Consider the following 13934-nt stretch of genomic DNA (forward strand, 5'->3'; position numbering starts at 1 on the left):
AAGCCGTTGAACGGGGCAGCGCATTCGACTACGCATGTGTCAGATGGTGCCCGACAAATTTCGGGAGAATAGGGAAACCGGTGCAGAGCGCGTCTCTTATTCCGGTGCTGCCCCCGCAACTGTAAGCGGTGTGCCCCCTCAATGCCACTGGGCCAATTGGTTCGGGAAGGTGGGGAAGCACGTCAGCCGCAAGCCAGGAGACCTGCCATCATTATCGAAACACCAACCCGGGCGGGGCGTCCGGAGGAGGATACATGATGATCGCTTGTGCTCGTATGCGTCGCATCCGCAGCGGCCGGCTTGGCTGCCCTTCTACATCTGTCGGGTTACCGTTGCGCAGGGCCTTGCGGGTGGGGTCATGAGTTGCCCGCCACCCCCGCCAGCATCGCTGACGCTTGAACAGATCAGCTGGGGGGACGGTATTCTGAAACCTGTCAGCCTAAGCCTCGGACCGGGGCGTGTACTGGCGGTGCTTGGGGCAAATGGTGCGGGCAAGTCTACGCTGCTGCGCCTCATATACCGGTATTACAAACCGCAAGCCGGACGTGTGCTGCTTGATGGGCAAGACATCCACGCGCTTCCCGCACGCGCCGTGGCGCAGCGTGTCGCTGCAGTGCTACAGGAACAGCCAACTGATTTCGCGCTGACCGTGGCAGAAATTGTAGCGCTGGGCCGCGCGCCCCATCGCCGCGCCCTTAGCGGCCCGTCAGAGCGCGATGCCCATATCGTCGGGCACGCTCTGCAGCGCTTGTCATTGATGGAGTTTGCACAGCGCCCCTTCGGCACGCTTTCCGGGGGCGAGCGGCAGCGCGTCATGGTCGCGCGGGCACTTGCGCAGGAACCGGGGCTTATTGTTCTGGATGAACCGACCAACCATCTGGATATCCGCCACCAGCTAGAGGTGTTGCGGCTGGTTCGCGGGCTGGGGGCAACGGTCGTCGCCTCTTTGCACGACCTCAATCTTGTTCAGGGCTTTGCCGATGATTTGCTGGTTCTGCAAGACGGGTGTGCACTGGCCTTTGGCCCGGTGGCCGAGGTGCTGACCCCAGACCTTGTGGCGCGTGCCTTTGGTGTGCGCGCCCATCCGCGCGGCCCCGCGCAATTCGATTTTTCACTTTTCGACGACATGCAACAGGAGACATCTGCATGAGAACCCTTCCCCTTTCCGCGTTGGCAGCCTTGCTTGCCACGCCCGCGCTGGCCCATCCCGTCACCGTACAAACCTGCGACCGCGAGGTCACCTTTGACGCGCCGCCGGCCCGTGCTGCGTCCAATGATGTGAACCTGACTGAAATGATGCTGGTTCTTGGCCTGCATGACCGGATGGTGGGCTATACGGGCATTTCGGGTTGGAACAAGCTGGATGAGGAAATTCGTGCTGATATCGGCGAATTGCCTGAATTGTCCGAACGCTACCCCTCGCGCGAGGTGCTGATTGGTGCCGATCTGGATTTCTGGTTCGCTGGCTGGAATTACGGCATGCGTGTGGGGGGAGAGGTCACGCCTGACACGCTGGAACCCTTCGGCATCGCGGTCTATGAATTGACGGAAAGCTGCATCCACATCATGGATCGTGACGGTGTTGCGATTGATGACATGTATAATGATATTCGCAATCTGGGCGCGATCTTTGGCGTGGACGCGCGCGCTGAGGAGTTGATCAGCGGATGGCAGGCAGAACTTGAGGAAATTGCCGCCACCATCCCCGAGGGTGAACCGCTGCGCGTGTTCGTCTATGACAGCGGCGAGGAGACCCCCTTCACCGCAGGGCGCTTTGCCATGCCAACCGCGATGATCGAAGCGGCGGGCGGGCGCAATATCATGGATGATGTGGAAAGTTCCTGGACCCGTGTGGCGTGGGAACCGGTGGTCGAGCGCAACCCCGAGGTGGTCATCATCGTCAATTATGGCGAGGTCACCGCAGAGCAGAAGATCGATTTCATAACGTCGAACCCGGCCTTCGCGGGCATGGATGCCGTTCTCAATGATCGGTTCGTAGTGCTCGAATATGTCGAGGCCACACCGGGGCCGCGCAACATCCGCGCGGTCCGGGCATTGGCAGACGCGTTTCACGGACAGTAACCATGCGCACCACTCCCGGCCCCGAAACCGCTGCGCCGATCCTTGCGGCCAAGGCGGATGCGCCTGTGCTTGCGCGCCCGGTCCGGCAGGGGCTGTGGGTGCTGGGCGTGGTGGGGCTGGTGCTGTCACTCTCTGCCGCAGTCAGCATCGGGGCTGTGCCCATTCCAATGGGCACAGTCTGGGGGGTGATCGTGGAGAAACTGGCGCCCGGACTGGTCACGCCAGAATGGTCGGCAGGGCGCGCGGCGATCGTGTGGGAAATCCGGCTGCCGCGCGCCTTGCTGGCGGCACTGGTCGGGGCCGGGCTTGCATTGGTCGGCGCGGTTCTGCAATCGGTGACGCGCAACCCGCTGGCGGACCCGCATCTGCTGGGTATCTCATCGGGGGCGGCGTTTGGGGCGATACTGGCGCTGCTGCATACGGGCATGTTTCTGGGCCTTGCAACAGTGCCGCTTCTGGCCTTCATCGGCGCGCTTGGCTCGACCTTGCTGGTGCTGTCTGTCGCCAGCTTTGCGCAAGCAACCAGCGCTGACCGGCTGGTGCTGACAGGGGTCGCGGTTTCCTTCATCGTGATGGCTTTGGCCAATGTGCTGATCTTTCTGGGCGACCCAAGGGCCGCGCATACAGTCGTGTTCTGGATGCTGGGCGGACTGGGTCTGGCACAATGGGGCCATCTGGTCTGGCCCGCGCTGATCCTTGCAGGCGCTGCGCTGTGGTTCCGGGCCGTGGCCGGTGCGCTGAACGCGATGACAATCGGAGATGAAACCGCCTCGACGCTTGGCATTCCTGTCGCACGGTTTCGCCTTGTCTGCTTCGTGGTCGCGGCGCTTGTGACGGGGGTGATGGTCGCCTTCTCGGGGGTGATCGGCTTTGTTGGCCTGATGATCCCCCATATCGTTCGCCTTGTGGTCGGGGGCGACAATGCCCGTGTCTTGCCCGCTGCCATGCTTGCCGGGGCCATCTTTCTTGTCTGGGCTGACATCGTGGCCCGGACCCTGATGCGCCCCGAGGATATGCCCATCGGCATTGTGACCGGACTGGTGGGTGGGGTGTTCTTCATCTGGCTTCTCAGGCGCAGAAGGCATGGTTGATGCTGTCTAGAAGAACCACGGATCGAACGCTCCGGCCGCGCTGAAGATTATCGAGAAGAGTAACAGGGATGAACCGTGAAGTTTGACACCCGCCACCGCGAGATTTTACAGCAGATCCTGAAGTGGCGCCGCGACATTCGCCATTTCAGGACCGACCCGGTGGAAGAAGACGTGCTGTTGCGCCTGCAAATGGCAATGGATCTTTCACCATCGGTCGGCAACGCCAGGCCGTGGCGCGTGTTGCGCATAGAAACGCCCAGCCTGCGCGCAGCCGTGCGTGCGAATTTCATGTCAGAAAATGCGCGTGCCGCGAACCGATATGGCGGTGCACAGGCTGATGCCTATCACAAGCTGAAACTTGCGGGGCTGGATCGTGCACCAGTGCAACTGGCGGTATTCACCGATACCAACCCGTCTGAAGGGCATGGGCTGGGCCGCCAAACCATGCCAGAGACCCTTCATCAGTCCACCAGCATGGCAATTCATACGCTTTGGCTGGCGGCGCGGGCAGAAAATCTGGGCCTTGGGATGGTCTCTATCCTTGACCCGCATGCGATTGAGCAGCTTCTAGACGTACCAGAAAGCTGGTGCTTCACGGCCTGGCTTTGCCTTGGTCATCCCGAAACCAAGGAAGACACCCCGCTGCTGCACCGCGTTGGCTGGCAAGAGAATACTCCGACCCTATGGCAAATGCGATAGTTGGTCCGCCTCATCGGTGACAAACTGCCCGGCGATACGCCCCGTATTGACGGGCAGGTTGCGACGCATCCTCGCGTTCAGCCTTGCGCTGATTGCAAATCTGCGCCTCCGGCGGGGATATTTTCACAAGGATGAAATTGCACGGATCAGCACCGCATCTCGGGCCAGAATTCTGGGGGAGATGCGGTGCTTTCACCCTTGGCGGTCATCGGGATCCCTCCCTGTACCGCAGATTAGCCATCGCATCTAAAGGTGAACAAATCGCTAACTTCATCCTTGTCCAAATATCCCGGGGGTTTGGGGGCTGGCCCCCAACTGCACGCCTGACGCGGGCAAACCAGATAAATCAGAGCGCTGGGTGGCCTGGAGCTGAATGAGGTGTCCGCGTGCCAGACAGCGGCAGCCGACGCAGCTTTCGGTCAGGTGGTCGCATCCTTGCTTGACTCGTCTTGCGCACAAGCTCATGAAGGGGATGCTGGTGCCTGTTCATGACAGGTGAAAAGGGAATGTGACACCGTTCGATCATCCGGTCTGACTGAAGCACAGCCGCCCCCGCGACCGTGACCGGAGAGGTCGCCCTATACCACTGGTCTTCTTGGGCCGGGAAGGTGGGCAGACCGCCGAGGTGCAGACCTCGACATCCGCAAGCCGGGAGACCTGCCAGCGCATAAGCCGCCCCTGACGGGCCATATCAACCAGCGGGGTGACTGGTGGGCTAGTATCGTCACAGGCGCTTTGTCCCTGTCGATCCTGCCAGTATTGCCTCGCTCTTCTATCGCGTGGCGGGTGGTCGCGCGGGAAAGTGACAAGATGAATAATTCTAGCAAATTCATGGCGGGTTTGGCCGTTGCGGCAGGGGCATATGTGCTTGCTGCCGGAGTTGTCGCCCTCGCCGTGCCAAATGCGCTGGCCCAACAGCACATATCTGAAACGGCAGCGCATGATCACGATCACAGCCACGGGCATGCGCATGTTGACGCTGCGCAGGCCGAGCAATTGACCGGTCCCTTCGGGTCACATGGTGACCGGCATCCACAGGCGCCCGTATTCGAAACGGCCGCAGATGGCCTGACAGAGCGGCGCCGGCGCACCATGAGTGCGCAGTCGGGGCATTTTCGCGCGATTTCGGCCAGTTTGCTGTCCGATGCAGGTGGCGAGGACATGCTTCAAATCCATGCCGATGCGCTGGCCGCCCTGGGCGGACAGATCGAAAAGCTGTTCGAGATTACATCCCCCGCACCAGAGGGTGAAAAGGGGGCGCTGGCCGCGATCTGGGAGCAACCAGAGTTGTTTGCTCAATACACGGCCGCCTATGCGTCAGAGACGGCACGCTTCGCCCGGACTGTCCGGGAGGGCGGCGATCTGGTCAATGGATTGCATGATCTGCGCTATTACTGCGTTGCCTGTCACGCAGAATTTCGTCAACGCTAAACCTAGGGGACCGATCTGATGAAACATATTATTTACCTTCCTGCGCTTTTGCTGGCCAGCCCGGCCCTTGCCCATCACCCGATGGGGGGCGAGGCGCCGCAGACAGTTTTCCACGGCCTGATTTCCGGCCTTGCCCATCCGGTGATCGGGCTGGACCATCTGGCTTTTGTTGTTCTGATCGGGCTTGCAGCGGCGCTTGCAGGCCGTTCGATGGCAGGGCCAGCGGTCTTTATCGGGGCGACGCTGGCTGGTACCGCTATGCATCTGGCGGGCATTGCCCTGCCCTTGGCAGAAGTTGTCATCATGGCCTCGGTCGTGGTTCTGGGCGCGCTTCTGGTTGCCGGGCGGCAGGTCGCCGGGCCGGTGGCCCTGGCGGGCTTTGCTGTTGCCGGCATTTTCCACGGTTGGGCCTATGGTGAGGCGGTGATCGGTTCTACGCCGATGCCGGTTTTCGCCTATTTGCTTGGCTTTGGCATGGTCCAGTTTGCGATTGCCGCCGGGGTCGCGGTATTCGCTGGCAAGATGCTACAGCAAGGCGCAGGCCAGATGCAGGCGCGCCTTGCTGCGGCGGTGTGCATGGGCGTTGGCCTTGCCTTCCTGTTTGAAACCGTCGAGCACATGATCCTTGGCTGATCGTCGAGACTGTGGGGCAGCGCCTTGCTGCCCCACCCCAACTGGAGCTATTCATGCCCCCTGAAACTGTTGATCTTCTGGTCTGCACCACTTGCCGCAGTGCGACCCCTGCCAACCCTCTGGCCGCGCCGGATGCAGAAAAGCGACCGGGCGCGGAACTGCTGCAGGCCCTGCAACTGGCAGCGCCCGAAAGCGTGCGCGTTCTGGCTGTGGAGTGTCTTTCCAATTGTTCGCGCGGCTGCACCGTTGCGTTGCGCAAGCCCGGCGCATGGACCTATGTCTATGGAAACCTGACGCCTGAAAACCATGTGCCGACCATTCTGGAAGGCGCGCAGAAATATCGTGACGCGGAAAACGGCCTTGTGCCGTGGCGCGAACGCCCAGAACATTTCCGCAAGAACTGCATCGCCCGTATCCCGCCATTGGAGGCCCCGAATGTCTGACCTGTCAAAAACCCCTGTCACCATCGTCACCGGCTTTCTGGGCGCGGGTAAAACCACACTTATCAGCCACCTGATCCGCAATGCGGGCGGGCGGCGGTTGGCGGTCGTGGTCAATGAGTTTGGCACCGTTGGCGTTGATGGCGAAATCCTGAAATCATGCGCCATTCCTGATTGCCCGGCCGAGAATATTGTCGAGCTGTCGAATGGCTGCATTTGCTGCACCGTAGCCGATGATTTCATTCCTACGGTCGAGGCACTGTTGAAGCTTGACCCGAAACCCGACCATATCCTGATCGAGACATCGGGGCTGGCCCTGCCCAAGCCGCTGCTGAAAGCGTTTGACTGGCCCGCCATCAGGTCGCGCATTACTGTGGACGGCGTCATCGCCCTGGCCGATGCAGAGGCGGTGGCGGCAGGACGTTTTGCGCCCGATGTCGCCGCTGTCGATGCGCAGCGCGCCGCTGATGACAGTATCGACCATGAAACACCCCTGTCCGAGGTGTTCGAAGACCAGATTGCCTGCGCTGATCTGGTGCTGTTGACCAAGCCGGACCTTGCCGGGCCAGCGGGCGTGGCGAAAGCCCGCGAAGTGATCGCCGCAGAAGCCCCGCGCGCCCTGCCGGTGGTCGAGGTTGCCGAAGGGGTGATCGATGCCGCCGTGCTTCTGGGGCTGGAAGCCGGGGCCGAAGATGATCTGGACGCGCGCCCCAGCCATCACGATGGGCATCATGACCATGAACATGATGATTTTGACACGATCATGGTGACCATGGGTGAAATCGCTGATCCCGCCGATCTGGCCGCGCGTATCGCGCATCTGGCCGAAAGCCAGCATATATTGCGGGTGAAGGGCTATGCGGCAGTGGCCGGTAAACCCATGCGCTTGCTGGTGCAGGCGGTGGGGGCGCGGGTGCGTCACCAATTCGACCGGCCCTGGGCGGGAGGCGAGGCGCGTATGACCCGCCTTGTCGTGATTGCCGAGCATGATCATGTGAACGAGGATGCAATCCGCGCCGCATTGGGGGCCTGATCTGCAATGCATGTCATCTTCCGCGAAAGCTACGGTCTGGATGAAGCCGACACCCCCACTGACCTGGGCCAAAGCCCGGCTGATCTGGTGGTACTGTCGTTTTCCGACAGTGATCTGGGCGCTTTCGCGGCAGGGTGGCGCGCATCCGAAGGCGCCTTGCCGACAGTGCGGCTGGCCAATCTGGCCGCACTCAAACATCCGCTCTCGGTCGATACCTATGTCGAGAACACGCTGGAGGGCGCGAAGGGCATTCTGATTCGGTTGATCGGGGGCGCGCCCTATTGGTCCTATGGCTTGCAGCAAGTGCAAGCCATGGCGCGGCAAAAGTGTCTCGCGCTGGCGGTCCTCCCCGCTGACGGGCGCGATGACCCGGCGCTGGATGCGGCATCGACCCTGCCCATCAGCACTCTGCGCCGACTGAAGCACTTGTGCGACATGGGCGGTGCTGTGGCTGCGCAGGCGGCGTTGCAGCAACTGGCCCTTGCTGCGGGCCTTTATGCGCCACCGGTGCGCGGTGCGCGGGTGCTGCCGCAAGTGGGGGGCTGGGGCGCGCAGGGGGTGACCTGCCCGGCGGCCTTTGCCCTGAATGCGACCCGAAAACGCATCCTGATTACGTTTTACCGCTCCTATCTGGCGGCGGCTGATCTTGCGCCGATCCGAGCGCTTGCCGCCGGTCTGGAGGCGCGCGGCTTCGACGTGCTGGCGCTGTTCGTGCCCTCACTGAAGGAACCCCAGGCGCGCGCTTGGCTGACACGCTGGATCGGCGCGCTTTCACCAAGGGCGGTGGTCAATGCGACGGCCTTTTCTGCGCAAGGTGAGGATGGTGCCGTTCTGGAAGCCGCGGGCGTGCCGGTATTTCAGGTGGCGCTGGCCACCAATGAGCGCAAGCGCTGGCGTGATGCAGCGCGCGGCTTGTCGCCCGCCGATCTGGCCATGCATGTGGTGCTGCCTGAGGTTGATGGCCGGATTTTCGCAGGTGTCGCCAGTTTCAAGGAATTCAGTGAAGCCGACCCGGAGTTGCAGTTCTCCCGCGCCGAGCATTGCCCCGAGCCTGCACGCATCGATGCGATTGCTGCGCGCGTGGCAGCCTGGGTGCGGTTGCAGGATATGGATGCACACCAAAAGCGCGTTGCGCTGGTGCTGTCCACCTATCCGGGCAAGGGCTGGAACATGGCGCATGCGGTGGGGCTGGACGCGCTGGAAAGTGCAAGCGCCATCTTGCAGGATTTGGGCGCGGACGCCCCCGATGCACGCAGCCTTGCCGATAGGCTGGCGCAAGATCGCCTGCATTGGCCCATAGAGTACTATCGTGCGGCACTGGACAGCCTGCCGCAACCCTTGCGCGATGACCTTGCGACCGCATGGGGCAGGCCCGAGGATGACCCCGCCTTTGATGGCACCGGCTTTACCTTTGCGGCCCTGCGGATTGGGGCAAACGTAATCGCCCTGCAACCCGAACGTGGCACGCCTGCGTTGCGCGATGATGAATATCATGACCTTGGGCGCACGCCGCGCCACGGCTATGTGGCGTTCTACCTGTGGCTTCGCGCCCAAGCCGATGCGTTGGTCCATATCGGCGCGCATGGCACGTTGGAATGGTTGCCGGGCAAGTCCGTCGCGCTGTCAGATGACTGCTGGCCCGAAGCGCTGGTGCGTGACATGCCGGTGATCTATCCGTTCATTGTCAATGACCCGGGCGAGGCCGCGCAGGCCAAGCGCCGCATCGGTGCCGTGACACTGGGCCATGTGCCCCCGCCGATGGTGGCGGCGCAATCGGGCGCGGGTCTGGCGCAGTTGGAAGCGCTGCTGGATGAGTTTTCCAACGCCGACGGGCTGGACCCGGCCCGGCGTGATCGGTTGCAAGATGATATCCGCACAGAGGCCGAGGCGCTGGGGCTGGGCACTGAGTTGGGGCTGGATGGCGCGGAGTGTCTGGCCGAGGCGATCACCCGCATTGACCGCTTTGTGTGTGATGTGAAGGAAAGCCAGTTTGGCGACGGGTTGCATGTTTTCGGGCGCGGTGATCAGGGCGCGGGCGAACGCGCAGGGCTTCAGGCCGCGCTCTCTGGCCGGTTCGTGCCGCCTGGCCCATCCGGCTCGCCCCATCGTGGGCGGTCCGATGTGCTGCCCACGGGGCGCAATATGTTCACCACTGACCCGCGCGCGGTTCCTTCCCGCGCGGCCTATGCGCAGGGCGTAAAGCTGGCCGATGAACTGGTGCGCCGCCATTTGCAGGACCACGGCGACTGGCCGCGCGCGCTGGTCGTGGACCTGTGGGGCAGTGCGACCATGCGCACGGCAGGCGAGGAATTTGCCATGGCGCTGCATCTGCTGGGTGCGCGGCCTGTCTGGGACGAAGGTTCATCGCGGGTGTCCGGCGTGGAGATCCTGCCCATTGCGGAACTGGACCGCCCGCGGCTGGATGTGACCTTGCGTGTGTCGGGCCTGTTCCGCGATGTGTTTCCGCAGCTGTCCACCTTGTTCGGGCAAGCTGTCGCCGCGCTGGCTGCGCGCGATGAAGCGCCGGACTGGAACCCCTTTGTGAGGCAGGGGGGCGCGCGTGTCTATGGCCCTGCGCCGGGCAGTTATGGGCTTGGCATGGGGTCCATGCTTGAGGATTACAGCGCAGATGCCCGCGAACAGGCCGGGCGCGCATGGCTTGAAGCGTCGTCTCATGCGATAGATACCGGGCAGCATGACCCTGATGGGATCGCCGCGCGCGTCGCCGCGGCGGACGCCTTTGTGCATTTGCAGGATCTGCCGGAAACCGATCTGTTGCTGGCGCAGGACTATGCCGCGCATGAGGCGGGCTTTGCGGCTGCGCAGGCGCTTACAGGGGGCAAGGCCGCGCTGTACCATATGGATGCGACCCGCCCGGATGACCCGCGCGCGCGCAGCTTGTCGGAAGAGATTGCGCGTGTGGTGCGCGCCCGCGCCGCAAATCCGACATGGATTGCAGGCATGATGAAACACGGGTTTCGTGGCGGCGCAGAGATCGCCGCCACGCTGGAGCATCTGGCCGCCTTTGCCCATCTGGCGCAAGCGGTCCCGCCGCAATTATTCGACCTTTATCACGATGCGACATTGGGTCAGGAGGATGTGCGTGATTTCCTTGCCCGCGAAAACCCCGATGCATTGGCCGCCATGGAGGCGCGTTTTGCCGCGTTGCATGAGGCCGGTTTGTGGGTGACACGGCGCAATTCCATTCTTGCGGGGTTGAACCATGACTGAGATCGAAATCAAGGGGTGGTGCCCCGGCGCATTGCGGCCCATGCGTTCGGGCGATGGCTGGGTGGTGCGGGTGCGCCCGCGTCTGGCACGGTTGACACGCGCGCAGGCATTGGGACTGTGTGACGCGGCGCAGACCTATGGTGCGGGGCTGATCGACCTGACCAACCGCGCCAATCTGCAAATTCGCGGCGTCGGCGATGCTGCGCTTGGCCCGTTGCAAGATGCCTTGGCAGGTTTGGACCTGCTCGATAGCGACCCTGATCTGGAATCCCGCCGCAATATCCTGATTGCGCCGGATTGGCGCGATGGCGATGACAGCGCGCGGCTGTGGACCGAATTGGCAGACCGGCTGGCGGAATTGCCCCAACTGCCGCCCAAGATGGGCTTTGCCATGGATGCAGGCCCTGCACCGGTGCTGGCGGGTGATCCGGCTGATTTTCGCATAGAACGCGGGCAGGGCGGGTTGATCCTGCGCGCCGAAGGCCGCGCGTTTGGCATGGCGTTGCCGCACGGGCGCGAAATTGACAGCCTAATACGGCTGTGCCGCTGGTTTGTGGACACGGGCGGCGCGCAATCGGGCCGAATGGCCCGCCATGATGCCGCGCTGCCGGATTGGGGCATATGGGACGCCGCGCCTGTGCCCGCGCGCGCGCCATTCAGGGCAGGTTCGACGCCTGCTGGATTGGCCGTCGGTGCCGCTTTCGGCCAGATCATCGCACAGGATCTGGCACAGGCCCTTGCCGCGACGGATGTGTCGGGCGTTCGTGTCACACCTTGGCGCTGCCTTGTGCTGGAGGGGCTGACTGGCGCGCCCGCGCTGCCTGACAGCCTGATTGCCACGCCTGAGAACCCCGCCTTGCGCGTGGACGCCTGCGCGGGCGCGCCGCTCTGCCCGCAGGCCAGTGTTGAAACCCGCGCGCTTGCGCGGGAACTTGCGCCGCGGGTCGGCGGCAGTTTGCATGTGTCGGGCTGTGCGAAGGGTTGCGCAAGGGTGCGCGCTGCGGATATCACCCTGATCGGTCGTGATGGACGTTTTGATCTGGTCTTGCAGGGGCGGAGTGATGCAACAGGTCTGACGCCAGACCAGATACTGACCCGATTTGAGAGATCATAATGCCCTATACCTATGAGACTGATGGTGCCGCAATCTACCTGCAATCCTTTGCCACCATCCGGGCCGAGGCTGATCTGGACCGCTTCACGGCTGAGGAAGAACCCATTGCCGTGCGCATGATCCATGCCGCCGGTATGGTCGGGCTGGAGGAGTTTATTCACTTCTCGCCCGGTTTCGCGACTGCGGCCCGTGCGGCGCTGGAAGCAGGCGCGCCCATCCTGTGTGATGCCTATATGGTGTCCGAAGGGGTGACCCGCCCGCGTCTGCCTACCGGTAACGAAGTCATATGCACCCTGCGCGACCCGCGCGTGCCGCAAATGGCGCGCGAGATGGGCAACACGCGCTCTGCCGCCGCGCTGGAATTGTGGCGGCCCCATCTGGACGGGGCGCTTGTGGCCATTGGCAATGCGCCAACGGCGTTGTTCCACTTGCTGAACATGCTGGAAGATCCGGATTGCCCGCGCCCTGCCGCGATTATCGGCTGCCCTGTCGGGTTTGTGGGCGCAATGGAATCCAAGGATGCGCTTTGGGCCGCGCAGCCCGTGCCGAATTGCATCGTCAAGGGCCGTCTGGGCGGCAGCGCGATCACGGTTGCCGCCATCAACGCTATCGCGAGCCGCAAGGAATGAGTGCGGGCACGATCTACGGCGTGGGCCTTGGCCCCGGCGCGCAGGATCTGATGAGCGTGCGCGCGGACCGTCTGGTGCGCAATGCGCGGCATGTGGCCTTTTTCCGCAAGGCAGGACGCAAGGGGCAGGCGCGCGCGATTGTCGAGGGTATGCTACACGCGGATGCGGTAGAATTTCCGATGGAATACCCCGTTACCACGGAAATACCTGTGGCCGACCCGCGCTATAACGCGCTGCTTTCGGCCTTCTATACGCAATGCACCGACCATTTGCAGGCGCTTGCCGCAGGGGGGGCAGATGTTGTTGTCCTGTGCGAGGGGGACCCGTTTTTCTACGGCTCGTTCATGCACATCTACACACGGCTGAAAGACGCAGTGCCGGTGGATGTGGTGCCCGCTATTACCGGCATGTCGGGCGCGTGGACCGCCACGGGCCAGCCCATCACATGGGGCGATGACGTGCTGACCGTGCTGATGGCCACCTTGCCCGAAGACGTGCTGGCCGAAAAGATCGCGGCCACGGATGCGCTGGTGGTGATGAAGATCGGGCGCAACCTTCCCAAGCTGAAGCGCGCGCTTGATCGGGCAGGGCGGCTGCAGGATGCGTGGATCGTGGAATATGCCCAGATGCCGCGCCAGAATGTGCAACGGCTGGCGGAGGCCAGCGCGGTGACGCCCTATTTCTCGATCGTGCTGATCCACGGGCAGGGGCGCAGACCATGAGCGGTTGGGTCGTTATTGCAGGGCTGGGGCCGGGGGATGAGGCGCTGGTCACGCCGGAAGTGCGTGCGGCGCTGGAGGCCGCCACGGATGTGGTGGGCTACATTCCCTATGTGGCGCGTGTCGCCCCGCGTGACGGGCTGACCTTGCACGCCAGCGACAACCGTGTGGAACTGGATCGCGCGGCCCATGCGCTGGACATGGCAGCGGAAGGAAAGCGGGTCGTGGTAGTATCGTCGGGTGATCCGGGTGTATTTGCCATGGCAGCCGCCGTGTTCGAGGCACTGGAGGCCGGGCCGCAGCATTGGCGCGCGCTGGATATCCGCGTCTTGCCGGGGATTACCGCGATGCTGGCGGCCGCCGCAAAGGCTGGCGCGCCATTGGGCCATGATTTCTGCGTCATCAACCTGAGCGATAACCTGAAACCCTGGGCGTTGATCGAAAAACGCCTGCGACTGGCGGCAGAGGGTGATTTCGCAATGGCGTTTTACAACCCGCGATCTAACTCGCGCCCCGAGGGATTTGCCCGCGCCCTTGAGGTGTTGCGCGAAGCATGCGCCGATGCACGTCCGGTCCTGTTTGCCCGTGCCGTCAGCACCCCGCAGGAGGAATTGCGCATTGTCCCGCTGACCGAGGCGCGGCCCGAGATGGCGGATATGCGCACGATGGTCATTGTAGGATCGAGCCTGACGCGGGTGATCCAAACGCCGCGCGGACCGATACTCTATACTCCGAGGTCGGCATGATTTTCAGGCGGGAGAAAGGGGGGCTGTCTGCCCCCGTCTTGGGCTGCGCCCAATTCACCCCCCGAGGATATTTGAGCAAGGATGAA

General features: G+C 63.1%; 13 protein-coding genes and 2 riboswitches. All 13 genes read left to right on the plus strand.

All coding sequences use genetic code 11. The features are described 5' to 3' along the window. Nucleotides 1–27: 27 nt before the first annotated feature. Nucleotides 28–224: riboswitch (cobalamin riboswitch) on the plus strand. A gap of 134 nt (nucleotides 225–358) precedes the next feature. The 13 genes from EV660_RS01440 to cobJ all read left to right on the plus strand — a co-directional run bounded on the left by EV660_RS01440 (nucleotide 359) and on the right by cobJ (nucleotide 13848). After that, nucleotides 359–1150, plus strand: a complete 792-nt coding sequence (locus EV660_RS01440; RefSeq protein WP_071481704.1) for an ABC transporter ATP-binding protein — start codon at nucleotides 359–361, stop codon at nucleotides 1148–1150. Then, complete coding sequence (locus EV660_RS01445) at nucleotides 1147–2082, plus strand: ABC transporter substrate-binding protein (RefSeq protein ID WP_071481703.1); 936 nt, start codon at nucleotides 1147–1149, stop codon at nucleotides 2080–2082. The genes EV660_RS01440 and EV660_RS01445 overlap by 4 nt, the downstream gene beginning before the upstream one ends. 2 nt (nucleotides 2083–2084) lie before the next feature. Further along, complete coding sequence (locus EV660_RS01450) at nucleotides 2085–3173, plus strand: FecCD family ABC transporter permease (RefSeq protein WP_084635023.1); 1089 nt, start codon at nucleotides 2085–2087, stop codon at nucleotides 3171–3173. Between the two features lie 75 nt (nucleotides 3174–3248). Further along, nucleotides 3249–3872 (plus strand): 5,6-dimethylbenzimidazole synthase, encoded by a 624-nt coding sequence (gene bluB / locus EV660_RS01455; RefSeq protein WP_071481702.1) that lies wholly within the window; start codon nucleotides 3249–3251, stop codon nucleotides 3870–3872. Nucleotides 3873–4331: 459 nt separating this feature from the next. Further along, nucleotides 4332–4551: riboswitch (cobalamin riboswitch) on the plus strand. A gap of 131 nt (nucleotides 4552–4682) precedes the next feature. After that, complete coding sequence (locus EV660_RS01460) at nucleotides 4683–5303, plus strand: cytochrome c (RefSeq protein WP_100319202.1); 621 nt, start codon at nucleotides 4683–4685, stop codon at nucleotides 5301–5303. Between the two features lie 18 nt (nucleotides 5304–5321). Further along, a complete protein-coding gene (locus tag EV660_RS01465) occupies nucleotides 5322–5936 on the plus strand; it encodes a HupE/UreJ family protein (protein WP_071481700.1) in 615 nt (204 codons plus the stop codon). Between the two features lie 53 nt (nucleotides 5937–5989). After that, nucleotides 5990–6379 carry a DUF1636 family protein gene (locus tag EV660_RS01470; RefSeq protein WP_084635021.1) on the plus strand — a complete coding sequence of 130 codons (390 nt, stop codon included), beginning with the start codon at nucleotides 5990–5992 and terminating at the stop codon, nucleotides 6377–6379. After that, nucleotides 6372–7409, plus strand: a complete 1038-nt coding sequence (gene cobW, locus EV660_RS01475) for a cobalamin biosynthesis protein CobW (protein WP_071481698.1) — start codon at nucleotides 6372–6374, stop codon at nucleotides 7407–7409. The genes EV660_RS01470 and cobW overlap by 8 nt, the downstream gene beginning before the upstream one ends. 6 nt (nucleotides 7410–7415) lie before the next feature. Then, a complete protein-coding gene (gene cobN / locus EV660_RS01480) occupies nucleotides 7416–10640 on the plus strand; it encodes a cobaltochelatase subunit CobN (protein WP_071481697.1) in 3225 nt (1074 codons plus the stop codon). Continuing rightward, nucleotides 10633–11754 carry a cobalamin biosynthesis protein CobG gene (locus tag EV660_RS01485; protein ID WP_071481696.1) on the plus strand — a complete coding sequence of 374 codons (1122 nt, stop codon included), beginning with the start codon at nucleotides 10633–10635 and terminating at the stop codon, nucleotides 11752–11754. Before cobN ends, EV660_RS01485 begins: the two co-directional genes overlap by 8 nt. Beyond that, nucleotides 11754–12383 (plus strand): precorrin-8X methylmutase, encoded by a 630-nt coding sequence (locus tag EV660_RS01490; protein WP_071481695.1) that lies wholly within the window; start codon nucleotides 11754–11756, stop codon nucleotides 12381–12383. Before EV660_RS01485 ends, EV660_RS01490 begins: the two co-directional genes overlap by 1 nt. Further along, nucleotides 12380–13105 carry a precorrin-2 C(20)-methyltransferase gene (gene cobI / locus EV660_RS01495; RefSeq protein ID WP_071481694.1) on the plus strand — a complete coding sequence of 242 codons (726 nt, stop codon included), beginning with the start codon at nucleotides 12380–12382 and terminating at the stop codon, nucleotides 13103–13105. The genes EV660_RS01490 and cobI overlap by 4 nt, the downstream gene beginning before the upstream one ends. Beyond that, a complete protein-coding gene (gene cobJ, locus EV660_RS01500) occupies nucleotides 13102–13848 on the plus strand; it encodes a precorrin-3B C(17)-methyltransferase (protein WP_071481693.1) in 747 nt (248 codons plus the stop codon). Before cobI ends, cobJ begins: the two co-directional genes overlap by 4 nt. Nucleotides 13849–13934: the final 86 nt, after the last annotated feature.

It is taken from the genome of Roseinatronobacter bogoriensis DSM 18756 (assembly GCF_004366635.1).
Classification (GTDB): Bacteria; Pseudomonadota; Alphaproteobacteria; order Rhodobacterales; family Rhodobacteraceae; genus Roseinatronobacter; species Roseinatronobacter bogoriensis.